General features: G+C 65.8%; 27 protein-coding genes, 1 tRNA gene and 1 CRISPR repeat array. Of the genes, 15 read left to right on the top strand and 13 right to left on the bottom strand.

Translation table 11 applies throughout. The features are described from left to right. The first annotated feature begins 95 nt into the window (after nucleotides 1–95). From ACFOWB_RS02440 to ACFOWB_RS02430, 3 genes are all read left to right on the top strand, one after another. Nucleotides 96–3140, top strand: a complete 3045-nt coding sequence (locus tag ACFOWB_RS02440) for a tape measure protein (RefSeq protein WP_378145478.1) — start codon at nucleotides 96–98, stop codon at nucleotides 3138–3140. Continuing rightward, on the top strand, nucleotides 3137–3406 hold the full coding sequence (locus ACFOWB_RS02435; protein WP_261401481.1) for a hypothetical protein: 270 nt from the start codon (nucleotides 3137–3139) through the stop codon (nucleotides 3404–3406). Before ACFOWB_RS02440 ends, ACFOWB_RS02435 begins: the two co-directional genes overlap by 4 nt. Nucleotides 3407–3587: 181 nt before the next feature. Further along, a complete protein-coding gene (locus ACFOWB_RS02430; protein WP_261401482.1) occupies nucleotides 3588–4205 on the top strand; it encodes a hypothetical protein in 618 nt (205 codons plus the stop codon). Here the strand turns inward: ACFOWB_RS02430 and ACFOWB_RS02425 are convergent. The 6 genes from ACFOWB_RS02425 to ACFOWB_RS02400 form a co-directional block, all read right to left on the bottom strand. After that, on the bottom strand, nucleotides 4202–4354 hold the full coding sequence (locus tag ACFOWB_RS02425; RefSeq protein ID WP_261401483.1) for a hypothetical protein: 153 nt from the start codon (nucleotides 4352–4354) through the stop codon (nucleotides 4202–4204). The two genes, ACFOWB_RS02430 and ACFOWB_RS02425, sit on opposite strands and share 4 nt — an antisense overlap. Nucleotides 4355–4382: 28 nt before the next feature. After that, on the bottom strand, nucleotides 4383–4820 hold the full coding sequence (locus ACFOWB_RS02420; RefSeq protein WP_378145475.1) for a hypothetical protein: 438 nt from the start codon (nucleotides 4818–4820) through the stop codon (nucleotides 4383–4385). A gap of 7 nt (nucleotides 4821–4827) precedes the next feature. Further along, nucleotides 4828–5367 (bottom strand): hypothetical protein, encoded by a 540-nt coding sequence (locus ACFOWB_RS02415; RefSeq protein ID WP_378145473.1) that lies wholly within the window; start codon nucleotides 5365–5367, stop codon nucleotides 4828–4830. A gap of 100 nt (nucleotides 5368–5467) precedes the next feature. Further along, on the bottom strand, nucleotides 5468–6286 hold the full coding sequence (locus tag ACFOWB_RS02410) for a hypothetical protein (protein WP_261401486.1): 819 nt from the start codon (nucleotides 6284–6286) through the stop codon (nucleotides 5468–5470). Continuing rightward, entirely contained in the window at nucleotides 6283–6993 is a 711-nt protein-coding gene (locus ACFOWB_RS02405; RefSeq protein ID WP_378145471.1) for a hypothetical protein, read from the bottom strand. The genes ACFOWB_RS02410 and ACFOWB_RS02405 overlap by 4 nt, the downstream gene beginning before the upstream one ends. Before the next feature lie 15 nt (nucleotides 6994–7008). After that, nucleotides 7009–7221, bottom strand: coding sequence for a hypothetical protein (locus ACFOWB_RS02400; protein WP_378145469.1), 213 nt, complete (start codon nucleotides 7219–7221; stop codon nucleotides 7009–7011). 414 nt (nucleotides 7222–7635) lie between these two features. On the opposite strand from ACFOWB_RS02400, the gene ACFOWB_RS02395 reads away from it, so the two are divergent. From ACFOWB_RS02395 to ACFOWB_RS02385, 3 genes are read left to right on the top strand one after another with little or no spacing between them, the layout of a single operon-like run. Further along, the gene (locus ACFOWB_RS02395) at nucleotides 7636–8172 is read left to right on the top strand and encodes a hypothetical protein (RefSeq protein ID WP_261401489.1); all 537 of its coding nucleotides are present in this window, start codon (nucleotides 7636–7638) and stop codon (nucleotides 8170–8172) included. After that, nucleotides 8169–8381: a hypothetical protein gene (locus tag ACFOWB_RS02390; RefSeq protein WP_261401490.1), complete on the top strand. Its 213-nt coding sequence runs from the start codon at nucleotides 8169–8171 to the stop codon at nucleotides 8379–8381. Before ACFOWB_RS02395 ends, ACFOWB_RS02390 begins: the two co-directional genes overlap by 4 nt. Then, on the top strand, nucleotides 8378–9100 hold the full coding sequence (locus ACFOWB_RS02385; RefSeq protein ID WP_261401491.1) for a hypothetical protein: 723 nt from the start codon (nucleotides 8378–8380) through the stop codon (nucleotides 9098–9100). The genes ACFOWB_RS02390 and ACFOWB_RS02385 overlap by 4 nt, the downstream gene beginning before the upstream one ends. A gap of 365 nt (nucleotides 9101–9465) precedes the next feature. On the opposite strand, the gene ACFOWB_RS02380 is transcribed toward ACFOWB_RS02385, so the two are convergent. The 3 genes from ACFOWB_RS02380 to ACFOWB_RS02370 form a co-directional block, all read right to left on the bottom strand. Continuing rightward, nucleotides 9466–9675, bottom strand: a complete 210-nt coding sequence (locus ACFOWB_RS02380) for a cold-shock protein (RefSeq protein ID WP_261401492.1) — start codon at nucleotides 9673–9675, stop codon at nucleotides 9466–9468. Between the two features lie 382 nt (nucleotides 9676–10057). Beyond that, nucleotides 10058–11230: a hypothetical protein gene (locus tag ACFOWB_RS02375; protein WP_378145465.1), complete on the bottom strand. Its 1173-nt coding sequence runs from the start codon at nucleotides 11228–11230 to the stop codon at nucleotides 10058–10060. Nucleotides 11231–11413: 183 nt separating this feature from the next. Then, a tRNA-Glu gene (locus ACFOWB_RS02370) sits at nucleotides 11414–11489 on the bottom strand. A gap of 222 nt (nucleotides 11490–11711) precedes the next feature. Between ACFOWB_RS02370 and ACFOWB_RS02365 the strand changes: the two genes are divergently transcribed. From ACFOWB_RS02365 to ACFOWB_RS02355, 3 genes are all read left to right on the top strand, one after another. Beyond that, nucleotides 11712–12089: a DUF779 domain-containing protein gene (locus ACFOWB_RS02365; RefSeq protein ID WP_261401495.1), complete on the top strand. Its 378-nt coding sequence runs from the start codon at nucleotides 11712–11714 to the stop codon at nucleotides 12087–12089. 112 nt (nucleotides 12090–12201) lie between these two features. After that, nucleotides 12202–12993 carry an SDR family NAD(P)-dependent oxidoreductase gene (locus ACFOWB_RS02360; protein ID WP_261401496.1) on the top strand — a complete coding sequence of 264 codons (792 nt, stop codon included), beginning with the start codon at nucleotides 12202–12204 and terminating at the stop codon, nucleotides 12991–12993. 25 nt (nucleotides 12994–13018) lie between these two features. Then, entirely contained in the window at nucleotides 13019–13621 is a 603-nt protein-coding gene (locus ACFOWB_RS02355; protein WP_261401497.1) for a malonic semialdehyde reductase, read from the top strand. A gap of 257 nt (nucleotides 13622–13878) precedes the next feature. On the opposite strand, the gene tlpA is transcribed toward ACFOWB_RS02355, so the two are convergent. Beyond that, nucleotides 13879–14526 carry a thiol:disulfide interchange protein TlpA gene (tlpA, locus tag ACFOWB_RS02350; RefSeq protein ID WP_261401498.1) on the bottom strand — a complete coding sequence of 216 codons (648 nt, stop codon included), beginning with the start codon at nucleotides 14524–14526 and terminating at the stop codon, nucleotides 13879–13881. Nucleotides 14527–14577: 51 nt separating this feature from the next. Here tlpA and argH point away from each other — a divergent pair, with 51 nt between their 5' ends. The 4 genes from argH (at nucleotide 14578) to recR (ending at nucleotide 18268) form a co-directional block, all read left to right on the top strand. Next, complete coding sequence (gene argH, locus ACFOWB_RS02345; protein WP_378145462.1) at nucleotides 14578–15981, top strand: argininosuccinate lyase; 1404 nt, start codon at nucleotides 14578–14580, stop codon at nucleotides 15979–15981. Between the two features lie 197 nt (nucleotides 15982–16178). Beyond that, nucleotides 16179–16370 (top strand): LPS translocon maturation chaperone LptM, encoded by a 192-nt coding sequence (gene lptM, locus ACFOWB_RS02340; RefSeq protein ID WP_261401499.1) that lies wholly within the window; start codon nucleotides 16179–16181, stop codon nucleotides 16368–16370. A gap of 28 nt (nucleotides 16371–16398) precedes the next feature. Next, the gene (lysA, locus tag ACFOWB_RS02335; RefSeq protein WP_378145459.1) at nucleotides 16399–17664 is read left to right on the top strand and encodes a diaminopimelate decarboxylase; all 1266 of its coding nucleotides are present in this window, start codon (nucleotides 16399–16401) and stop codon (nucleotides 17662–17664) included. Between the two features lie 4 nt (nucleotides 17665–17668). Next, complete coding sequence (gene recR, locus ACFOWB_RS02330) at nucleotides 17669–18268, top strand: recombination mediator RecR (RefSeq protein ID WP_261401500.1); 600 nt, start codon at nucleotides 17669–17671, stop codon at nucleotides 18266–18268. A 142-nt stretch (nucleotides 18269–18410) separates the two neighbouring features. Here the strand turns inward: recR and ACFOWB_RS02325 are convergent, their stop codons facing one another. Then, complete coding sequence (locus tag ACFOWB_RS02325) at nucleotides 18411–19106, bottom strand: tetratricopeptide repeat protein (protein WP_261401501.1); 696 nt, start codon at nucleotides 19104–19106, stop codon at nucleotides 18411–18413. 192 nt (nucleotides 19107–19298) lie between these two features. Between ACFOWB_RS02325 and ACFOWB_RS02320 the strand changes: the two genes are divergently transcribed. Together ACFOWB_RS02320 and ggt are read left to right on the top strand one after the other, a co-directional pair. Continuing rightward, entirely contained in the window at nucleotides 19299–19532 is a 234-nt protein-coding gene (locus ACFOWB_RS02320; RefSeq protein WP_261401502.1) for a hypothetical protein, read from the top strand. A gap of 112 nt (nucleotides 19533–19644) precedes the next feature. Next, complete coding sequence (gene ggt / locus ACFOWB_RS02315; protein WP_261401503.1) at nucleotides 19645–21417, top strand: gamma-glutamyltransferase; 1773 nt, start codon at nucleotides 19645–19647, stop codon at nucleotides 21415–21417. 81 nt (nucleotides 21418–21498) lie between these two features. Continuing rightward, nucleotides 21499–22393: direct repeats of the CRISPR family, unit length 36 nt; unit sequence GTTGCCGCTGGACCGCGATCTCTGAGCGGCTATTCT. 72 nt (nucleotides 22394–22465) lie between these two features. Here ggt and cas2 read toward each other — a convergent pair. Together cas2 and cas1 are read right to left on the bottom strand one after the other, a co-directional pair. Further along, entirely contained in the window at nucleotides 22466–22822 is a 357-nt protein-coding gene (cas2, locus tag ACFOWB_RS02310; protein ID WP_261401504.1) for a CRISPR-associated endonuclease Cas2, read from the bottom strand. Further along, complete coding sequence (cas1, locus tag ACFOWB_RS02305; protein WP_261401505.1) at nucleotides 22819–23769, bottom strand: type II CRISPR-associated endonuclease Cas1; 951 nt, start codon at nucleotides 23767–23769, stop codon at nucleotides 22819–22821. Before cas1 ends, cas2 begins: the two co-directional genes overlap by 4 nt.

The following is a 23769-nucleotide window of genomic DNA, read 5'->3' as shown; positions in this document are numbered from 1 at the left end:
AGACGGCGGCCTTCGGTAAGCGCGCGGCGGCGTTTCGCACGTCGATGACGTCCGCAGGTACGGCTCTCGCGGCGGGTGGCTTCGGCCTCGCAGCGATGCAGGTGGTCAACCTCTCGGACAAGTACCGCGGGCTTCAGAACAGCCTCAAGGTTGCGGGCCTCGCCGGCGCCGAACTGACCGCCGTCTACAAGACGCTGACCGCTCAGGCCGAACGCAACTTCGCGCCCGTCGAGGCGATGGTCGGGCTGTTCTCGTCGACCTCTCAGGCCGCCAAGGATCTCGGGGCGTCGACGCAGGACATCCTGAAATTCACCAACGTGGTCGCGCAGGCGATGCGGATCGCGGGCACGAGCCCCGAGGCCGCGTCCGGCGCGCTGCTCCAGCTTGGGCAGATGCTCGGCTCGTCGCGGGTGCAGGCGGAGGAGTTCAACTCGGTCGCCGAAGGCATCCGGCCGCTGATGCAGGCCGCCGCTGACGGCATCGACGAGGCCGGTGGGTCGATCTCCAAGCTCAAGCAGCTGGTCGCCGCCGGCCAGGTCTCCAACAAGGCGTTCTTTGAGGGCGCGCAGGTTGGCGCGCAAGCCTTCGAGACCAAGCTCGCGAGTTCGACGACGACCGTCGGTGGCTCGCTGACGAACGTCCGGACCGCCCTGACGAACCTCGTCGGCGCGATCGACAATGCGTCCGGGTTCTCCGACGATCTCGTGGCCGGCTTCGAAAACCTTACCAGCGCGATCAAGGCCACCGAGAATCTGATCGGCAAGTTCAGCACGGAGTTCGCCGCCGCCGGCCGCTTCCTCGATGGCGTCAAGGCCAAGGTCGACTATCTTGCGGACGCCATCGGCCGCCTGACTGGCCTGAAGATCATCGGCGAGACGCTGAGCTCGCTTGCCGGGCTTAGCGACGGCAACGAGATGGCGGGCCTGAAGGCTCAGGCGTCGGTCGAGGCGCTCGAGCGCGGGATCGCCTCGCTGACGGCGCGCAAGGCCGAACTCAACAAGGTTATGGGCGACAACCCCAACTTCGCGACCACGCTGACGGCTATGGGCCAGGAGATCGATCGCGCGACGGCAAAGCTCGACACGATGCGTCGGGCTGCGGCGGGCGCTGGGCTTGGCGGGACCGCGCAGGCGATCATGGACGCCACGCCGGTTGCGGACCTTCCGGGGTTTTCGATGCCGGCGGAGAAGAGCGGGGCGAAGCGGATCAGTCTCGCCGACTACAAGGTCGACGGCGGCGTGGACAAGGCCGCCGAACGCCAGTCGAACCGCATCAAGGAACTGATCTCGGACCTCGAGGAAGAGATCAGGGTTTCGGGCCTTTCAGCCGTGCAGCAGGAGGTGTCGGCGAACCTGCGGCGCGTGAATGCCGATGCGGCGTCCAAGGAAGGCAGGCAGATCGCGGCGCTGACAATGCAGCTGGAGCGCCAGCGGCAGGCGGCGCGCGATCGGGACGACGACCTTCGCTCGCAGCAGTCGATCCGGGCGAGCCAGCAGGACCTGAATCTCATGATGGCCGGCGCCGGCGTGAAGGCGATCGAGGCGACCCGCTACGCCCGAGAGAAGCTGTTCGAGATCGAGCGTCAGGCTGCGGAGAACGGCGCCGAGTGGGCCCGGCAGCGAGTGCAGGGCCTACAGCAGGAGGCCGCGCTTGTCGGCACCCTCGCCGAGAAGGCCAAGCAGGCGGACCTCTATCGCGACGCCATCTTCGAAAGGCAGAACCTAGGGCGGTCTGAGGCCGAACAAGGCATCTACAGCCGCATGAATAGCGCCGGGCTCTTGAACGCCAACGGCGAGATGGAGGGGCCGATCAACAACGCGATAGCGGCCCAGATGCGGTTCAACGATCAGCTTCGCGAAGCGCAGCAGATCGCAGGCGATTTCACGACCGGCTTTTTCTCCGACCTCCGCAATGGCGTAAAGTGGACGCAAGCCCTCGGAAACCAGCTTGGCAAGCTGGGCGAAGACATGATGAACCAAGCCCTGCGAGACCTTTCGAGCAAGGCCGTATCCACGTTGATGGGAGGCGGGCCGGCAGCCGGGCTAGGTTTCAAGCGAGACGGCTCGTCGGCGAACAACGCGTTGTTCGTGACGTTCGGGGGCGTCGGCAGCAATCTGCCTTTCGACGCCGGACCTAGCTTGCTCAATCAGAAGATGGGTGGCTTTGGCGCTAGGCGTGACGCTGTAGCCGACGCTGGCGGCTGGCTCAAATACGCCAACCAGGGCGCCACCCGCAGCCAGCCTTTGGACCCCAAGTTGACCGAGGCCTTCAGCTTCCTGAAGGACAGGGGCATTCAGATGGAGGTCTTTTCGGGCGGCCAGCCCGGCAAGGGTTCGGGCCTTCCGCGAGTGGGGTCTACCCGCCACGACCACGGCATGGCGGCCGATGTCTTTTTCTCGAAAGACGGCCGCCGCCTCGATTGGGCCAATCCGCAGGATCAGCCGATCTTTCAGGACATTGTCAGCCAGGCGCGCGCGAACGGCGTCACCGGCTTCGGTGCGGGGCCGGGTTACATGCAGCGCGGCAGCATGCATGTCGGCTTTGGCTCCCCCGGCGTCTGGGGAGCGGGCGGGCGCGGCGCGAATGCGCCGGGCTGGCTGCGTGAGGCCTACAACTCGCCGGGTGCCTCGCAGCTTCCGCAAGCCCTCAAGCAGTCCACCCAGCAGGTTCAGGATTTCACCGCGAACTTGAACCCCGCGACGCAGGGGCTCGGCACCTTCGGGCAGGGCCTTGGCCAATTTGGAAACGCGCTATCCGGTGTGGGAGGGCAGGGCGGCGGCGCGGGCATCCTCGGAGGCATCTTCAGCCTCTTCAGCGGGTTTGCTGGTCTCTTCGATGAGGGCGGCTCCATCGGGGCCGGAAAATGGGGCATCGCCGGTGAACGCGGCCTTGAGCTCGTGCGCGGCCCTGCTTCCGTCACCTCGCGTCGCGAGACGCTTGCGATGATCAAACGGCCTTCGCTCCCGGGCCCGTCGGGCGGCGGCTCGCGCTCGTCCAGCTACCGCGGCGGCGACATCATCATCCAGGGCAACGTGGACAAGAACACGATGCCGGATCTTGAGGCCGCCATGGCGCGCAACCGGCGGGAGATGGCGGATCAGGCGCGGTATGACCGCGAGAACAGCTGGCGGTTCGAGTGATCGAACGTCTCAACGTCAGTGACATCGGCCGCCGCTGGGGCGCTGTCTGGGCTCAGCGCGCCATCGTCGAGGCGGTGAAGTCGGACGGCGCGCTTCCGTCCAAGGCAAACGCCTCGATGGCAAGTGACTTCAACACTCGCGTCGCCGAGCTTCGAGAGGCGGGCGTCGGGCAGGAGGGGGTGGCAGCGTTTACGGCTGCCGCAACCAAGGAGATGGATCGCCGCCTAAGTCTGGCGACGCGAGCGATCGAAATCGGAGAGAGATGATGCCTCAAGCAATTGTCGCGCTGATCGGTGGTTCGGCGCTCGTCACCGGCGCCGGTTCGCTGACCGTCGGGCAGATCCACTTTCGATGACCGCGACCAACGTCCTCTGCGATCCGGCCGGCGTCGTTCTCTGGTCGGACACGCTGTTCTACGACGTTCGCGACGGCCGGGTGATCGGCTTCATGTCGAAGCAGATCGTCAATGCCGAGAAGCGCTTTGCGGTTGCCGCAAGCGGAAGCCTCGCCGTCTACCAGATGACCTATGAGGCTCTTTCAGACGTCGATCTCGACGAGGCAAGGGATCGCGCGCCCGACCTGATGCGCGCCATCCACGAGGCTCTCAGCCGCCAGGAGGGTCGCGTGGGCGGGCCGCATGCCGGCCTCGTCTTCGGGGGCTATTCGGAGCGTGAAGGGCGCTTCGCCGCCTACGCGGTTCGGACGGCGGACGACAGCCTGTGCCCGGGCTCGAAGGCCTTCGAACCGATCGAAGTCGCGCTGTTCACCGCGCCCGAGATGGTAGCGGACGATAAGCCCGTGGTTTTCGATGCTGCGACCGTAATTGCCGCGATCGCTCAACACGGCGTCCACGGGTTCTGTCGGCAAGTGATGGAGGGCCAGCGAGCCGGCGCGCGCCATGCGCTGGAAAGCGCTCTGCAGGGCCAGCCGCTGATCGGCGGCGCGTGCGAGGTCACGACCATCAGCGAATACGGCGTGACGACCGAGAGGGTGGCGGAGTGGCAGGATACGGTCGGCGATCGGTACGAAGATCTATCGGACGCGCCCTCGCTCGCCTTGGCTTAGAACTTCGCCCCGCAGGCCTCGAGAACCTGCTTTAGCGCATTGTCCACGCCCGCCATCGCAAACTCGCCCGAAACCGTGTTGTCGCTGAAGGGAACGGCGCTGACGTAGAGGTTTTGCGAGCCCTTCAGTTGGCGAACGAAGGGGAGCATTTCAGATTTTGACCATAGGCCAAGCGCCTTATGATCGTTGCTTTGACGAAAATTGAGGGTTTGCGCTTTGTTTATCTACTCTGTAAGTAACCTTGCCGCCCTCATTAAGGTTAGACATAAAGACATCTGCAAAAATAATATATGCCATCAGTTCGTGCTCTCGGCACATCAATATAAGGCTCAGCTTCTCCGCTCGGCCAAATTTTGCGATATGAGGCTCTCTGGACTCGACGAGAGCCATTACGTTCTCGGTGTCGTCGATTTTTGATACTTCGCGCTGGATAATCCACGCGCCCGCCGTTACCGGCGCGGACGGCGTCACCCTGTAGATTGCGTCATAGCAAGACAGCCGCTCGGCGTCGGTCGCCTTGACCGCACAGTCTTTCGGATCGTCTGCGGCGTTCGCAGAGCTTGCCGCGAGCCCGGCGACGAGCGCGAGGCAGCCAGACATCAGTCGCATCGGCATCCTAAGCCTATCGGTAGATTGCAAAGCCTTCGATTTTGACGCAGGCGGGCGCGCGGTAGCGTGGCTTAGAGCCGCCAGCGACTTGGACGATATCGCAACGCTCGCTGTACGTCGGCATCACCTGCAAACCACGGGTTTTCTTCGACTGGCAAAGGGTCGACTCGCCGCGGTCGCATGACACCGGATCGTCTCCCACCGCCTTCACGAAGGCGCCGCCGACCTTATTGCCTAAGACGTCGCGCGCTTCGGGATCATAAGAGCGAATGGACGAGATCGCGCCTTTGCGCTCGTCGAGGAAAATCTGAAGCATCTCGCGGTTGCCAGACGTGACGCGGACGCAAAACCCGTCGCACTCATTCCCGAGTTGCACCTTCAGCGGCGCAAGCCGGTTGGTCAGATCCTCGAGCGAAACCCGCCCCCGGAGCGAGACGACCTGGCCCGGTCTGGGGCCCCGCACCTCAGTTCCGCTGAAGGTGAAGCCTGGCGCCGATTGTCCGAATGCCGGGACGGCGACGACTAGGGCGAGGGCGGCGAGGACGAGGCGCATCCCGCCACGGTAGCGGACCCCTCACGGGGCGCAACCTTCCGCGCCTCGTCGGTCTGAAGATCCTAGACTTAAGTGCGCAGGAGGCTGGATGAGCATCATTCTAGGTGATCTTCTTTGTATAGTTGTAGGCCTCGGGTTCATCGGACCATGGGCCGTTCTTACGGCTTACACGACAAAACCGCACTTCAACCTTGTCGTCGAAGACTGTTCGATACCGAACCACGCCGTAGTGCCAAAAGTGGACTTCACCAGCCCGAAAGCGGTCGTGCATCTCCATGGTCGTAAACTCGGTCGTAATATTTCCGGCCATTTCCATCTTTTCTGGTTTGATGGGAATGGAAGCTGCCGTGAAACGCCTGAAATCGGATTCGCTGGGGGGATCGGTAGAAAACCGAGACCCCAAGCAAGCCTGATAAACAAGGGCGACTGTCCGGCCGGCATTGAACATGTCGAAAATGACTTGCTGGCCGCTGTAGCGCACGTTGGCGAGGTACAGCAGCGGAGCTTCTTGCCGGATCATGGTCTTGGCGGTCTCTTGGGCAGCGCTCGCCGCTCGAGTGGCGGCCCAGGCCGCCCAGAGCGTTCCGACGACCGACAAGCCGCCCACCAATACCGAGACCACCACCCAGAAGATCGCCCACCAAGCCAATTCGGCCGATCGTCGGGCGGCGTTGGCGGCGGTCCATTGCGCGCAAATGTCTGGGCCGTTGGCGGCCTCGTCGCTCTCGCACCGCTCGTCATTGCGATAGGGGCTTGGCAGATGCCCTATCGCACTCGCAAGCGGGTCGCGATCGGCCTCGCGCTGCTCTTGGCGGGCCTCCTGAGCTACTGCGCGGCCGGATACTTGACCCTCACCCAATGAGGCAAGCGTCGCCATAAGGCCAAGCGTGACAGTGAGGCGGGCGCTCCTGCGGATCATGCGGGCGTTGAAATAAACCGCAGGAACGCGTCGCCGATTGAGCTCGTGCGCTTGTCGAGCATCGAGCCCCCGGTCGCCATGGCGCCCATAGCGCTCCCATTCGTGAGTCCGTCGCTGTCGAGATCCCGGAGCACGCGCGCCACCACGTCCTCGGTTGGCCCGTTCAGAGCCTCAATGAGGACGGTCACTGACGAGCCGATATAAACCTTCTTTGCTGCGGCGGACATTCGTTCGTGAGCGCCGGGGTTTGCTAGGATACGAAGGACTTCTAGGTGTAATGGCGAATATCTCTCGATGTAGGCCATGAAGGACGCTCGCACGACCTCGTCCATCGTGACGCCAATCGCCGTATTGATGGCCGCGTTTGCCAGAGCTTCGCGCTTCGCTTCATGGTGCGTGCGCATTGCTGCCGCGGTGGCGTCGGCAACAACGCTCACGAACTCCTCGTTTCCGGCGAGGTCTGCCTCAGTCAGCACGCCCTTCTCAAGCAGACCTGCAATCCGACCTCCGAGGTCGGTGAACCACGCGTCCCGGCGAGCTTGGAGCGGCGAGCCTATGAAGTGTTCAATGACCTTGCTGGCGATCGTGCCGGTCATTGGAACGACGAGGTCAAGGGCCTGAAGGGTGAGCTTATGGCCCTCATGGAAGGCGTCGCCGGCGTCACCCTTGCCCGGATAGGGAGGGAGTGGGTCGCGAGGTTTATTCACGGGAACCGTCCGCTGTTAGGCTGGCTCGAACTGCCCTTCGGAGATGCCGCGAAAAACCCTCTCGCCGCCGAACTCGACGTCGATCCTATTCATCGACGTTCCGTCATCGACATGCGCGGCGACCCGGCCGGTTAGGTCGTGAAGCTCGGGATGTCCGCCCCAGAGGGTCGTGCCGACGACAAGGCGCACTTCGTCACCGACCTGAAAGCGATACTGACGATTCTGCACCGGGACGCCCTCGCGCTGTGGTGGTGCAGCCTATCCGAGCGCCACGCGCGCGCAAGCGTCCGGCCCTTGCCGGGGTCGGTGCTTGTCGTCGATGCGCGAATAGGGCAACTTGGATCGCGGAGCCTGGAAACTCCCGAGACGGTCCCTTGCCGGGGATAGCGTCTCAGCCGCGATAGGCGGCGCCGCGACCTTGCCGGGTCATGAGCACCGCTGAAGTCTTGCCGCGCCCCATAGCTGTGGGCGTGACCGGCTCACTATGCCGGGAGTGCCACGGCTATACAATAGCCTTCGGGTGAAGGCTGTGGCGCACGTTCTCGCGGACGTGTTTCCAGACTCCCGGTGCCAGCCTGTCGCTGGCGCAAGGCCCGGGAAGCCCTGGAAAGCGGAACGGGTCTCAATCCGCGAGACTGATCAATGCAAACCATCTCCTATATCCCGCCGGGAGCGCCCGCGACGGCGCTCGCTTGCGCAATCCTGTCCGCCCAGGCGGATCGGATGGACCGGCTGGTCCTGATCGCCGAGCGCGAACTCAAGCGCGCCGATGGCGCCCGAGCCCGCCTCAATCACATCATCCATGTCCTGATCGAACGGCTCGACACGATCGAAGCCGCGACCGTCGATCTCGAGGACGACGACACCGAACTTGAGGACGAGGGCGACGAACTCGACTTCGAGGAGGGCGACGGCGATCCAGACGACGAGCCGACGCTCGGGAGCGTGAACGCCTACAACGGCGCGGTCGGTTCGGGCACCTACTGGAACGGTGTTCCTATGTCCGCCAAAGCCGACGAGTGCGAGGCCACCGCGCCCGAGCGCGCCGGCGCCGGCTTCGTCGCGTGCTCAGGAGACGACGAGGAAGAGGGCGGCGACACCGAAGGCGCGATCGTCGATCAGGACGGCGGCGACAGTCAGGAATGGCGCTTCCGCGTCACGCGGAGGATCCGTCCATGAGCGCGCCGATCAAGGGATACACCGGCGACGTCGTGACCTTCTCTGATATGGTCGACGAGCTTTCAGCTCTCGCGGCAGTCGTCGATCTGGTCGGCGCGCCAACACATAGCGAGGTGAAGGAAGGTCGCGCCTTCGTTGCCGCAACCGTCAGCGATCTCCTTCGCCAACTGAGCGAGCGGCTGCACGGACTTAATGGAGGTGCGTCATGAACCGGCGCGGCTTCCTGACGGCGACCGCGGCGACGCCGCTGCTAGTCGTCCCCTTCGCCGGTGCAGCCGCCGGTGCGTCCGTGGAATTGGTGACGCTGGCCGATACCGCGTTTGCGGCTGATAAGGTCCACATTCTTGCTCTTAACGAGCGGGATCAGGCCAAGGTCAGAATGATCGCACTTATTGGCGATCCGCCGCCGTTAGCTCGCTGGCACGGCGCCGTTGACCGGCGTCTCGACATCGGCGGACAACCCGACATGTTCGACTACGCGGGCTTTCGCTTTGAGCTTTTCGACCGCTCTAGCGATGGGGTCGAGCGAAGGCGATGGGTCATCGACGCCGCTCGAACTCAGCATCTTCGCACTCATGAGCGGTTGATCCGCGGCGATACCTCGAGCGCCGAATATCTCAGCACGCGGGTTTCGGCAGCCATCGCTTACGAGGTGAAAAAGGTGGAGGCGCTCAAGCGATCGGGGCTTGAGGCGGCTGAACACGAAGTGTCGCGAACCGAGTACATCGCCCAAAGAGCGGCGCGCGCTGTCATCGATTTCCGGATCGAAACGCTGTCCGAGCTGACGCTAAAGGTGCGCGCCTGGGAAGCGCTCAAGCGCGCCGATCATTACGGCGGCAACCTGAACAGCGCGACGATCGTCGTCATGGCCGATGCGCTCCGCATTTGCGGAACGTCCTCAGATCGCTCTGTGCTGAGCATTCACTGACACGACAACCGGCCCGACCCTGCGAAAGTGGGGTCGGCCACCTTCAGGAACGACCGCGCTCCAGAGCTGTTGGACAAGAAGCAGAATGCTCGAGAGGAGTGACCTCAATGTCCGACGTAGGAAATCCCGGCGGCCCGGAAGTGCCGCCTCCGGGTGGGCCGATCTCTCCGACCCCATCGCCTGACAATGTCCCGGAGCCGGGGCCGGACATCGTTCCGAACCCGACGCCCCCGTCTCCGGAGCCAACGCCACCTGAGCAGCCGCAGATCGATCCGCCGCAGAGGTGAGGGCGACCGTCACTTGAAAATGAATGAGGCCCGACCCTGCACCCGCGGGGGCCGGGCCTTAACTTAAGGTCGTGAGGCTCACTCAGCCTTCAGGTTGTCAGCCGTGCTCTTACCCGAACGGCGGTCCTGGACGACGTCGTAGCTGACCTTCTGTCCCTCGAGGAGGGTGTGCAGGCCCGAGCGCTCGACGGCCGAGATATGGACAAACACGTCCGGACCGCCCTGGTCCTGAACGATGAAGCCATAACCCTTCTGGGTGTTGAAGAATTTCACAGTGCCGGTGGCCATCGCCGCGTTCCTTGACGTTGAGGCGCTGAGCCGCCTCGGATCGGATGCTGTCTAATCCCGCGGGCCAAAAATCGGAAGCAGGTTTGCGCTCGATTCGCGGGGCAGGGGCGGCCTTACGACTCGGCATAACCACTCGTTCGCCGCCCGCTAGCGGAATGAGCAGGACACGTAAGTCGTCACATGCTGTCCAAAGCCGCAGCATCCAATCTCGACAATGTGGAGGGGACGATAGGCGGAGCCGAAGCCCCGCCTATCTAAAAGCCCAACAAGCTGAATAGCTTATTGGCAAAACTGGCTTTTCGGGCAAAAGCTCACCTAGCCGCCAGCCGGCCCGGCCCTGCGGAAGTTGGGTCGGGCATTACCTGCACTAAGCGCAACCCATTCAAGGACTTGCTTCCACTAAGTTATAAAATACCGCTGTCCCAATGTTGGATCTCTTCACCTGAAATGTTGTGTCGATCTGCAGCCGCCATACGCCAGTGCCGCCACCCGTTCCGGAGAGCACTTTTCCACCGTTAAAATACATCGTTGCATGATACTGGCACCCGGGGGTGTCATCGTTTTCGTCAGTGGGCACAGGAATCGGAAACTCATATTTCCAAACTAGATCTTCGCTATCACCATTAATCCTATCTGAGATTTCAACCCTTTGCTCGTACGTCATTTCTTTCCCGTTAGCTCTTTCCCATTCTAAAACAATTTCCTCAATCACATTCTGACGCTTCTCTGCTTCTTTCTCCTCAGCAGGTCCGTCTGTACAATATTCAAATATATTCCATGCACGCTTATCGGATATACTGATATCCTCGATTAAATAGCCAATCGTAACAAACTTGCCATTATATTTTTCAAGTATATCGATTGCTTTACGGTTCTTAGTGCTATAATTATACCTTATAAACTCAGCTATTTTTGGAACATAACTTTGCTTCGAAAGAGAAAGAGATGGAGATGAAACTCGCGGAGGAGTCTTGGCAATATGCTTCCTCATTTCGGCATTGAAGTCGCGTATTCTAGCATCAATGCGATCTGTTGATTCCTGAATGATATTCGAGGTTAAAATACTTTGCTTTATGGTCTGAGATTGAAGTTGAATTTCTTTTTTATTTTCTCGAGAAATTTCAGCGATTAATCCAGTATTTGTCGAAATCTCGTTAACGTCTGCCTGCACAGATTTATTTACAGCTAACAGTTCCGCAACTCCCTGCTTAACGCCAATCAACTCCACCTGGATTTCTTTTACTTGCGGCAAGAGCCGTGCAACTATCCCGTTTTCTTCATCGCCAGTCAACTTTTGCAGCGCAAAAACAAAAAGAAGTAGAGCGACGCAGCAGCAGCTGAAGCATTGCAGTTTTACATAGCCAGAGCCCCCGCTCCGATACCTCAAGATCGTAGAAAAAACAGCTAAAATCAAAAAAAACATCGCTGAATATAGACAGATTCCGCCTATTACGCTTGCTATATCAACGGAAAGACTAAATGCGGCAGAAAGCGGTGTGATTGTTATTAAGTCTTTACTCTTAAATCTGAGATAATAGGGAACTGCTCTAAGCATGGACTCTGGATCCTCGCCGCGCCTCTTCAGCCCATCATGCGGATTAAATTTCCGCGCTAGCCGCCCCGGCCAAGCTGCGTAATTTTGATGCGATAGTTTCTGGCGCGCAACTATGTCCATACGCGCGTATTGGACATCCGTTGGACACGGATCTCTTCAAACTAGCTAAGTGCCTGAAATCCCTGGCGCTCCCAAGGGGACTCGAACCCCTGTTTTCGCCGTGAGAGGGCGACGTCCTAGACCGCTAGACGATGGGAGCCGCTCGCGGGAAGGCGCTCTATAAACGGGTCGATCCGGCGCATCAAGCCGTCGTCGCGGGAAAATGCGCGCAGACAGCGCTCCGGACCGTCACGTCATGAGCGCGCCCGGTCGGAGCGGCATGCCGGGGCGTCTCCAGAAAGACGACGCGTCGCCTTGGCCCTTCGGACCCTTCGCAGCGCTCCGCCTGCGCGCTATCTTCGGGACGAGAGGAGTCCTCGTCATGACCAGCAACGTTCCGCTCCGCGTCGAAGCCACGACCAAGGCGCTCGACCTGATCAAAGAGCTTCAGGACCAGCACGGCGACGTGCTGTTCCACCAGTCCGGCGGCTGCTGCGACGGCTCCTCGCCGATGTGCTACGCGGTCGGCGACTACATGATCTCCGACGACGACGTGAAGCTCGGCGAGGTCGGAGGGGCGAAGTTCTACATGAGCCCCTCGCAGTTCGAATACTGGAAGCACACCCACCTCACCCTCGACGTGGTGCCGGGCCGGGGCGGCATGTTCAGCCTCGAGAACGGCCGCGAGGAGCGCTTCCACATCCGCTCGCGGATCTTCTCCGACGCCGAGGTGCGCGCGCTCGAGGAAGCCGCGGCCTGAGCGGCGCGCGCCGGCGCAAGCATCGTCAGGCGCGCCCGCCGGCTTCACATTCGCGCGCGGGCGCCAATCTAGCGGTTCACAATCCCTGCTGGACCGCCGGAGTCTCCGCGCCATGAAGATCGACCTCTCGGACAAGACCGCCCTCGTCACGGGCTCCACGCTCGGCATCGGGCTCGCGATCGCCAAGGGATTGGCGACCACCGGCGCGACCGTGGTGGTGAACGGGCGCAAGCAGGACGCCGTCGACAAGGCGATCGCGGCGATCAAGGCGGAAGTGCCGGACGCCAAGGTCGAGGGGATCGCGGCCGATCTCGGCACGGCCGACGGCGTCTCGGCCATGGTCGCGGCGCTGCCGGCCGTCGACGTGCTCGTCAACAATGTCGGCATCTTCAATCCGCAACCCTTCTTCGAGGTGCCGGACGAGGAGTGGACGCGCTTCTTCGAGATCAACGTGATGTCGGGCGTGCGGCTCTCGCGCGCCTACGCCCAGGGCATGAAGGAGCGCGGCTGGGGCCGCGTGGTGTTCATCTCGTCGGAAAGCGCGATCAACACGCCGGTCGAGATGGTGCATTACGGCTTCACCAAGACCGCCCAGCTCGCGGTCTCGCGCGGCCTCGCCAAGACGCTCGCCGGCACGGGCGTGACGGTGAACTCGGTGCTGCCCGGCCCGACGCTCTCGGAAGGCGTCGCCGAGATGCTGAAGGACGAGACGGAGAAGACGGGCAAGAGCCTCGCCGAGGTCGGCGCGGACTTCGTGAAGGCGCATCGCCCATCCTCGATCATCCAGCGCGCGGCGGAAGTGGAGGAGGTCGCCAACATGGTGGTGTATGTCTGCTCCAAGCAGGCATCGGCGACGACCGGCGCGGCGCTTCGCGTCGACGGCGGCGTCGCGGACACGATCTGAGCCTTCGCCCGAGTAGGAGTTTCCAATGACCGTCCAGAACCATCCTCCGCTCGACGACGCGGCCCTCGACGCGCTGTTCCGCACCGCGCGCACCCACAACTCGTTCAAGGACGAGCCGGTCTCCGAGGTGACGCTGCGGGCGCTTTTCGAGCTCGTGAAGATGGGCCCGACGAGCGCCAACGGCCTGCCGGGCCGCTTCGTGTTCGTGACCTCGAAAGAGGGCAAGGCCAAGCTCGAGCCGGCGCTCTCGGCCACAAACCGCGAGAAGACCCTGAAGGCGCCCGTCACCGTCATCGTGGCGCACGACCCGGAGTGGCACGAGAACCTGCCGCGCTTCTTCCCGCACGCCGACGCCAAGAGCTGGTTCGCCGGAAACGACGCGCTGATCGCCGAGACCGCGTTCCGCAACGGCACGCTGATGGGCGGCTACCTCATCCTCGCGGCGCGCGCGCTCGGCCTCGACACCGGCGCGATGTCGGGCTTCGACAAGGCCAAGGTCGACGCGGCGTTCTTCCCGGACGGAAAGCTGAAGTCGAACTTCCTGATCAATCTCGGCTATGGCGACGGCCAGAAGATGTTCGACCGCCTGCCGCGGCCGGACTTCGACGAGTTCTGCAAGATCGTGTGAGGGGCCTCGAAGGCGCTTGAACCACCGCCGTGTCCCGGGCCTGACCCGGGACCCAGAACCGATGCGGGCTCCGGGAAAGACGGCACGGGTTCGGCGTTCACCCGGGCGCCGTTATCGGTTCTGGGTCCCGGATCAAGTCCGGGACAAGGCGCCGGCGTTTCCGGAGCCTCACCGAAAGCAACGAGCTCTACGGCGGGCATGGATAGTCCGGTCAAGCGTTCCGACCGGACCATGACGGACTGAGGTTCCTCAGACCGTCACTTCCCCAGCGCCGCCTTGATCAGCGACTTGGCGTCCTCGCTCGCCCATTCGGCGGGGCCCGGCAGGTAGCCGATCTCGCAGCCGGCGCGGTCGATGAGCAGGGTCGTCGGCAGCCCCGTGCCGCGTCCGACGCTCTTCAGCGTCGAGAGCACCTTGCCCGAGGGGTCGTGGAAGAACGGCAGCTTGGTTGCGCCGATCTCGGTCAGGAACTTCTTGGGCTTCTCGTCGCCGCCGAAATCGAGCGACACGGGGACGACCTCGAAGCCGTCGCCGCCTTCCTCGGCCTCGAGCCTGTCGAGCGCCGGCATCTCCTTGCGGCAGGGCGCGCACCAGGTGGCCCAGAGGTTCAGCAGCACGACCTTGCCGCGGAACCTGTCGAGGCCGACGTCCGCGCCGCTCGCGTCCTTGAAGGAGAGCGCGGGGAGGGGGCGGGGCGAGGACGGCGTCGCGACGCCCGCGACCTCGCCCTTGGCCGCGGCCTTGATGGAGGCCAGCGTCTCGGAGGTCGCGTGGCAGGCGGCCTCAGCCTTGTCGCGGCCGCCGATCCCGTATAGGGCGAGCGCGCCGACGCCCAGAAGCCCGAGCGCCCCGAGCATCAGGGGCTTTGCGAAGGAGCGGCGCGGCGTTTCGCCGGTTTCCGGCATGTCTGACCTCGATAGTGCCGGCGCGCGAGGCGCGGGCGAAGGACCAATCCGATGAGCAACGCGATGTGGGGCGGGCGGTTCGCCGAAGGGCCGGACGCGGTGCTGGAGGCGATCAACGCCTCGATCGATTTCGACCGCCGCTTCTACGCCCAGGACATCGCCGGGTCCAAGGCCCACGTCGGCATGCTGGCCGCCGCCGGCATCGTCTCCTGGGACGACGCGGCCGCGATCGAGAAGGGTCTGGACGAGGTTCTGGCCGAAATCGAGTCCGGGAGCTTCACGTTCTCGAAGGCGCTCGAGGACATCCATATGAACGTCGAGAGCCGCCTCGCCGACAAGATCGGCGCGCCGGCCGGGCGCCTCCACACCGCGCGTTCGCGCAACGACCAGGTGGCGACCGACTTCAAGCTGTTCGTGCGCGACGCGCTCGACGGGCTCGACGGCCAGCTGCTCGGGCTGCAGCAGGCGCTGGTCGACAAGGCGCTGAAACACGCCGGCGACGTGATGCCGGGCTTCACCCATCTGCAGAGCGCGCAGCCCGTCACCTTCGGCCATCACCTCATGGCCTATGTGGAGATGATCGGGCGCGACCGCGGCCGCGTCGCCGACGCCCGCAAGCGCATGAACGAGTGCCCGCTGGGCTCGGCCGCGCTCGCCGGAACCTCGTTCCCGATCGACCGCGAGATGACGGCGCGCGCGCTCGGCTTCGACCGGCCGACGGCGAATTCGCTCGACGCCGTCTCCGATCGCGACTTCGTGCTGGAGACGCTGTCGCTCGCCGCGATCTGCGCCGGGCACCTGTCGCGCTTCGCCGAGGAGCTGGTGCTGTGGTCGACGCCGCAGTTCGGCTTCATCCGCCTGTCGGACCGGTTCTCGACCGGCTCCTCGATCATGCCGCAGAAGCGCAATCCGGACGCCGCCGAACTCGTGCGCGGCAAGACCGGGCGCGTGGTCGGCGCGCTGGTCGGCATGCTCACCGTCATGAAGGGCCTGCCGCTCGCCTATTCGAAGGACATGCAGGAGGACAAGGAAGGGCTGTTCGACGCGCTCGACACGCTCTCGCTGTCGATCGCCGCGACCGCCGGCATGGTCGAGGACATGGAGCCGAACCTGTCCGCCATGCGCCGGGCCGCAGGCGCGGGCTTCTCCACCGCCACCGACCTCGCCGACTGGCTGGTGCGGGTCGTCGGCATGCCGTTCCGGGAGGCCCATCACGTCACGGGCCGTCTGGTCGCTAAGGCGTCCGAGGCCAAGGTCCCGCTCGAGCGGCTTTCGCTCGAAGCCATGCAGGAGGTCGAGCCGCGCATCGTCGAGGAGGTGTTCGCGGTGCTCGGCGTCCGAAACTCGGTCCGCAGCCGCGTGAGCTATGGCGGCACGGCCCCGAAGAACGTGCGCGCGCAAGCCCAGCGTTGGAAGCGGCGGCTCGCCAAGGAGGCGGCGAAGCTCGAGGGCTGATGGATCGGAACTGCGTGCTTCGAGACGCTTGGCTTACGCCAGGCTCCTCAGCATGAGGACTGCTTCAGTCAAGCCAGACCTTCCTTATCGAAGCACGCGCTCCCTTTCCTCAAGCGCATTTGCCCTCGACGGCCGCCGTCCCCCGGTTTATCCGGGGCAGGACGACCGTCGCTTCTCCCGATCCGAGGATCCGCCACGTGCTGACCCGCGCCGCCGCCCTCGCCCTGATCGTCGCGACCGCGACGGCGCTCGCCGCCTGCGGCAAGAAGGGCGATCCCGAATATCCGTCCGGCACGCAGATGGAGAAGCGCACCCAGCCCGACGGCTCGACCGTCGAGAAACCGAAGCGCCCCGACCGTCCGTTCGTGCTCGACGGCCTGCTGAACTGACCGGCCGGACCGGAGCGGCCGACACGCCATGCATCATTTCGATTATGTGGACGGCGCGCTCCATGCGGAGGGCGTCCCTCTCTCCCGCATCGCCGACGAGGTCGGCACCCCGGTCTATGTCTATTCGCGCGCGACGCTGACGCGGCACGTCCGCGTCTTCGACGAGGCCTTCGCGGGCGTCGACCACCTGATCTGCTACGCCGCGAAGGCGCTCTCGAACCAGGCGGTGCTGAGCCTGCTGGCCAAGCTCGGCTGCGGCATGGACGTGGTCTCGGGCGGGGAGCTCTCCCGGGCGCTCGCCGCGGGATGTCCGGCCGACCGCGTCACCTTCTCGGGCGTCGGCAAGACCGCGGCCGAGCTCGCCCAGGCGCTGGACGCCGGGATCCTCTGCTTCAACGTCGAGAGCGAGCCGGAGCTGCGCCTGCTGTCGCAGATCGCCGCGCAGAGGGCCAAGACCGCCCACATCGCGCTGCGCGTGAACCCCGACGTCGACGCCAAGAGCCACGCCAAGATTTCGACGGGCTCGTCGGAGACCAAGTTCGGCGTGCCGATCGCCCGCGCGCGCGCCGTCTACGCCGAAGCCGCGCGCCTGCCGGGGATCGAGGTCTCGGGCGTCGACATGCACATCGGCAGCCAGATCACCGACCTCGCGCCCTTCGATCAGGCGATCGAGCGCCTGGTGGCGTTCGTCGGCGAGCTTCGCCAGGACGGCCACCGGATCGACCATGTCGACGTCGGCGGCGGGCTCGGCATCCCCTATCGCGACTCGAACGCCGCGCCGCCGCTCCCCGTCGACTACGCCGAGATGGTGAAGCGGCGCACGAAAGACATCGACGCCCGTTTGATCTTCGAGCCGGGCCGCCTCATCGTCGGCAACGCCGGCGTGCTGCTTTCCCGCGTCATCTACGTCAAGGACGGCGCCGACAAGACCTTCGCGATCGTCGACGCCGGCATGAACGACTTGATCCGCCCGACGCTCTACGACGCCCATCACGAGATCTGGCCGGTTTCGGAGCCCGCCGACGACGCCGAGCGCGTGCGCGCCGACGTCGTGGGCCCGGTCTGCGAGACCGGCGACTATCTGGCGCTCTCTCGCGACATGGCGCTGCCGCAGGCCGGAGACCTCATCGCGGTGATGTCGGCCGGCGCCTATGGGGCGACGCAGGCCTCGACCTACAATTCGCGCCCGCTCGTGCCCGAGGTCCTGGTCGACGGCGACCGCTACGCCGTGGTGCGGCCGCGCCCGAGCGTCGAGGAGCTCATCGCCCTCGACCGCGTCCCGGACTGGCTCTGAGCCGATGGCGGCGGCCGGCCCCGAGATCGAACGGCTGATCCAGCTTCTAGCGAAGCTGCCGGGCCTCGGGCCCCGCTCGGCGCGGCGCGCGGCGCTCCACCTGCTGACCCGCCGGGGCCAGCTGCTGGAGCCGCTCTCGGAGGCCATGCGCATCGCCTGCGAGCGCGTCGAGGTCTGCTCGACCTGCGCGAACGTCGACACCCAGAACCCCTGTTCCATCTGCCGCGACGGCCGGCGCGACCCCTCGACCATCGTGGTGGTGGAGGACGTCTCCGATCTCTGGGCGCTCGAGCGCTCGGCCGCGATCTCGGCGCGCTACCATGTGCTCGGCGGCACGCTGTCGGCGCTCGACGGACGGGGGCCGGAAGACCTCAATCTAGGCACGCTCGCCGAGCGGGCCCGGGCGCCGGAGGTCAAGGAAGTCATCCTTGCGGTCAACGCCACCGTCGAGGGCCAGACCACGGCGCACTACGTCACGGATCTTCTGACCGACGCCGAGGTGAAGGTCACGCGCCTCGCCCATGGCGTGCCGGTCGGCGGCGAGCTCGATTATCTCGACGACGGCACGCTCGCGGCCGCGATCCGCAGCCGCACGACGTTCTGAACGGGGCTGACGCGACGCTGCGTGCTTCGAGACGCCGGCCGGTTGGCCGGCTCCTCAGCATGAGTACCGTTGGAGAGCCAAGACCGTCCTCATGCTGAGGAGCCTGCGAAGCAGGCGTCTCGAAGCACGCAGTCCCGGTCGATCAGCCGTTCCGCTTCGGCGCCAGCGCCGCGCCGGCCTTGAGGCGCTGAACCATCGCGAGGTTCGCCCGCACCTTTTCGTCGGCCTTGGGGCTGAGCGCCGCCTGGGCGAGCGTCGCCTCGGCCTTCGTCAGGTCCTTCGACAGCGCGTAGGACAGGCCGAGATTGGACAGGACCGAGGGCTCGCCCGGGGCGATCTTGAGCGCGCTGTCGTAATGCGCGCGGGCCTCGTCGGAGCGGCCGAGCTGGTCGAGGATCGCGCCCTGCGCGTTGAGGATGCGCCAGTCCGGCGCGTCGGGCGTATGGGCCTTGCCGAGCACGGCGAGCGCGTCGTCGAACCGCCCGGCGTCCGCGAGCGCGCGGCCATAGGCGGCCAGGATCTGCTTCTGGTTCGGGTTCCTGAGGCTTGCGGCCTCGAGCACGGCGAGCGCCTGGGCGCGCTGGCCGAGCGCGCGCAGGGTCACGCCATAGGCATAGGCGGTGGCCGCGTCGTTCGGGTTTTTCTCGTAGGCCGGGCCGTATCGCGCCGCGAGCTCGCGCCAGCGCGCCTCGGAGCCTGCGCCCGTCGCGACTTCGCGGCTCGCCGAGGTCGGCTGGATCGAGCCGGTGACGTCCTTGTCGGTCATGCAGCCGGCGAGCGTCGCGCCGAGCACGACGACCGCCGCGAGACGGACCGCGACGGACCGGACCTCGGACATGGCGAAAACCCCTGTTTCGGCCCCGATGGCAGGGCCGCTCGCCGACGGTGATAAAGCGTTAACCCTAACGGCCGGTTAATGACGCGACGGGCATGTTAAAACGCTGCGACGACAACGTTTTGCGCCGCTCTCGCGCCGGCCTTTGCGCCGCTGCGAGACGGCCCTGACCCTATGGAGCGCCGGCTGACGCCGTTGGCTCGTCTGAGGGGCGGCCGGCCATTATCTCTTGTGCGGACAGGCCTCGCCGACCCTGTCGCCCGCCGCGCCTTCGACAACTTCGCCGAGTTCGAGGCGCTCTACGGCGCGACCGCCGACGTGATCGCCGAGCGCGACGAGCCGCGCGCCATGAGCTCGCGACAGGTGCCGGCGGCCATCCGCGACAGGATCGCGCTCGCGGCGGGCGAGGCGCTGGCGCAGGCCGCGTAAGGCGAGCGCAACCGGCGCGTCTGGAAAACGCGCCGGGCCGCCGAGACTTGATCCGGCCCGGCGCCGCCCGATCATCGCTGTCTCGCCCCGCCGCCCGAGGATGGAGCCAGCCATGCGCCGCGCCGCCGCAGCCCTTGCGAGCCTGTTCGCAAGCATCCTTGCAAGCTTCGCGCTTCTCGCCGCGCCCGCCGCCGCCCAGTTCGCGCCGCAGGCCTCCGACGCGCTCGCGCCCGAGATCGCGAGCGGCCTTCAGCCCAAGCCGCTCGTCTCCGCCAGGAACTGGATGGCCGCCGCCGCGAACCCGCACGCGACCGCCGCCGCCGCCGACATGCTGCGCCGGGGCGGCAGCGCCGTCGACGCCGCGATCGCGGCCCAACTGGTGCTCGGGCTCGTGGAGCCGCAGTCCTCCGGCCTTGGCGGCGGCGCGTTCCTTGTCCACTGGGACGCGGGCGAGGGCAGGCTGACGACGCTCGACGGCCGCGAGACCGCGCCCGCGGCCGCGACGCCCACGCTGTTCCAGACCGAGGCCGGCGAGCCGCTCGCCTTCATGGACGCCGTGGTGGGCGGGCGCTCGGTCGGGGCGCCCGGCACGCCGCGGCTGCTCGAGGCCGCGCATCGCCGCTTCGGCAAGCTCGCCTGGGCGGACCTGTTCGCGCCGGCCATCCGGCTCGCCCAACAGGGTTTTGACGTCTCGCCGCGGCTTGCCGCCCAGATCGCCGCGGACGCGCAGCGGCTCGCCCGCGATCCGGCGGCCGCCGCCTATTTCCTGCCCGGCGGCGAGCCGCTGCAACAAGGCCGGCGGCTCGTGAACCCGGCCTACGCCGAGACGCTGAAGGCGCTGCGCGACGGCGGCGCGAACGCCTTCTACGAGGGACCGATCGCCGCCGACATCGTCTCGGCGGTGCGCAACGCCAAGAACCCGGGCGTGCTCGCGGCCGACGACCTCGCCCGCTACGCCGTGGTCGAGCGCGAAGCGGTCTGCGGCGCCTATCGCGCCTATCAGGTCTGCGGCATCGGCCCGCCCTCCTCGGGCGGCATCGCGGTCGCGCAGATCCTCGGCATGCTGGAGGGGACCGACCTCACGGCGCTCGGCCCCGACAGCGCGAAGGCCTGGCGGCTCATCGGCGACGCCTCGCGCCTCGCCTTCGCGGACCGCGAGCGCTACGTCGCCGATCCGGCCTTCGTGCCGCAGCCGACCAAGGGCCTTCTGGCGCGCGACTATCTCGCCGAGCGCGCGACGTTGCTCGCCGGCGAGCGCGCGCTCGCCGAGGCGCCGGCCGGCAGCCCGAAATGGTCGCACGCCTTGCGCTTCGCGCCCGATCCCGCGATCGAGCTTCCGGGCACCAGCCATCTGTCGATCGTCGACGGCGCCGGCGACGTGGTCTCGATGACGACCACGATCGAGGCCGGCTTCGGCTCGCGGCTGATGGCGCGCGGCTTCCTGCTCAACAACGAGCTCACCGACTTCTCCTTCCGCTCGCATCGCGAGGGCGTTCCGGTGGCCAACCGCGTCGAGCCGGGCAAGCGGCCGCGCTCCTCCATGGCCCCCACCATCGTGCTGAAGGACGGCCGCCCGGTTCTCAGCCTCGGCTCGCCCGGCGGCAGCCAGATCATCGGCTATGTGGCCAAGACGCTCATCGCCCATCTCGACTGGGGCATGGACGTCGGCCGCGCGGCGGCGCTGCCCAACATGCTGAACCGCAACGGCCCGTTCGAGCTGGAGACGGGCCCGGCCGCCGACAAGCTGGCCGGGCCGCTGGGGGCGCTCGGCTTCGAGACCAGGATCTCCGACATGACCTCGGGCGTGCAAGCGATCGCGATCTCGCCCGATGGCCTGACCGGCGGCGTCGACCCCCGCCGCGAGGGTCTTGCGGTCGGCGAGTGACGGCGCCCCGCGCGGCGGCGCCGTTGAGCGCGCGCTCTGAGCGGCTGTTCTGATTGGTCGTCGGGCCTCACCGCGCTTCTCGTTGCCGCTGGACCGCGATCTCTGAGCGGCTATTCTTCGAGGAGCCGCCCAGCGCGTCGCCGGCAGAGTTGCCGCTGGACCGCGATCTCTGAGCGGCTATTCTCGTGTAATAACCATTATCACGTAGCACCCAGTTGCCGCTGGACCGCGATCTCTGAGCGGCTATTCTTTCCTACCAGTTGTGCCGCCCGTTGTGACAGTTGCCGCTGGACCGCGATCTCTGAGCGGCTATTCTCATCGAACGGAAGGCCTCGGAGACCCGGCCGTTGCCGCTGGACCGCGATCTCTGAGCGGCTATTCTAACGCCAAGCTGATATGTGGGATCGCCGTTGTTGCCGCTGGACCGCGATCTCTGAGCGGCTATTCTAGGGTGGCCTCAAGGCAGTTGGCCTGATCGGTTGCCGCTGGACCGCGATCTCTGAGCGGCTATTCTGCCTTCGGCTTGGGGCCGCTCGTCGGCCTCGTTGCCGCTGGACCGCGATCTCTGAGCGGCTATTCTCCCGCGCGTGGGCTCCACGCGTCACGATCAGTTGCCGCTGGACCGCGATCTCTGAGCGGCTATTCTCTCGCGCCTTCGCCGCGGAGGGCCGCCGCGTTGCCGCTGGACCGCGATCTCTGAGCGGCTATTCTGCCCGTCCCTATCGCTAATGAATTCGCTGAGTTGCCGCTGGACCGCGATCTCTGAGCGGCTATTCTTCCGCGGCTGGCACGCCGAGCGCGGCTGGAAGTTGCCGCTGGACCGCGATCTCTGAGCGGCTATTCTGGTGGATCGCAGCGCCCCGGATCTGGCCGTGTTGCCGCTGGACCGCGATCTCTGAGCGGCTATTCTAAGCGAATGGCGGAGGACATCGCTCGCGTCGTTGCCGCTGGACCGCGATCTCTGAGCGGCTATTCTGGAGCGGCTGCCAACCCGTTGCAAAACAACGGGAAAGCAGCCGCATCCAGGCCGGCGAAACCAGCCTGACCCCTAGAACAAAGCGAGTTGGTCCGGGTTCTTGCGCGGGCGGCGACGGCGCTGGCCGGAGAAACGGACGATGTTTTCATATTGCCGGTCCGTGAAGGTGAGGACGTGCACGTCGCCGCGGTCGGGCAAAGCGCGCTCGATCCGCCGCATATAGGCTTCGAACTGCTCCTTGCCGTTGCAGAAGCGCGCATAGACCGAAAACTGACTCTTCTCGAAGCCCTCGTCGAGCAGGAACTGCCGGAATTTCGTGGCGGCGCGCGACTGCGCCTTGGTCGTCACCGGCAGGTCGAACATCACGAAGATCCACATGAGCCGGTAGCCGCTGAGCTGGGCGGCGGAGAACGCCTCCGCGACGGTCATCCCATGTCGTCCGCAATGGCCGCGACCGGCGCCGGCGCGCCAAGCGCGGCGAGCTCGAGCGCCGACGGCGGGCGCGGCAGGCGGAGTTCGCTCGCCCGGCCGGTCTCGAAGCTGCGGGCGAGCGACTGCGCGGCCCGGATGGCGGCGGTGGACACGGTGGTGACGCCGGCCTCGCCGGGCAGGTCGAGGGCGATCAGCGTCGCGAAGGCGCGCTTGGCCTCGGGCGTGACGGTGTCGACGCCGCGCTCCAGCAGGCGGACGGCCACGAGATCGACCAGCGGCCGAAAGGGCTCCATCAGGTCGTCGGCGAGCGCGAAGGCGCTGCCGCGATTGGCGTGGTGGACGCCGATCGACGGGTGCAGCCCGCTCGCCACGAGCGAGCGCGAGACGAGCGCCCGCATCACCGTGTAGCCGTAGTTGAGCAGGGCGTTGGGTCCCTCGAGCGCGCGGTCGCGGCGGAAGTCGGCGCCCATCAGCGCCGGCCAGTAGCGGCGCGCGGCCTGCGCCTCGATGTTTTCGGGGTCGCCCGAGCGCACGCGCCGCGACATCATCTCGAGCGCCAGAACCCGGCGGCCGAGCGCGTCGAGCGCGGCGTCCTGCCAGCGGATCTTGGCGATGACGATCTCGCGCCAGATCTGCTTGGCGAGCGGCTTTCCGGCCTCCCATTGCGCGCGCATGCGGGCGTTCTGGCCATGATGGCCGTCGATCGGCAGGCACACGGCGACCGGGGCGTGGTTCGCGCCGCACAGCACCACCGGCGCGCCGCGTTCGGCGAGGCTCGCCACGAGGCTCGTGGTCCAGGTCACGCCATGGGCGTGGACGATGACGGCCGCGACGTCGTCGAGCGGCACGCGGCCGACCTCGGCGCGGTCTTCGCTCACGATCAGGAAGCCGCGATGGGCGGAGAGATGGCGGCCGTCGGTGGCGATGTCGACGACGCGCTCCAT

This window comes from Chenggangzhangella methanolivorans, assembly GCF_042648545.1.
Taxonomy (GTDB): Bacteria; Pseudomonadota; Alphaproteobacteria; order Rhizobiales; family Methylopilaceae; genus Methylopila; species Methylopila methanolivorans.
This window is presented reverse-complemented; position numbering and strand designations above follow the sequence as displayed.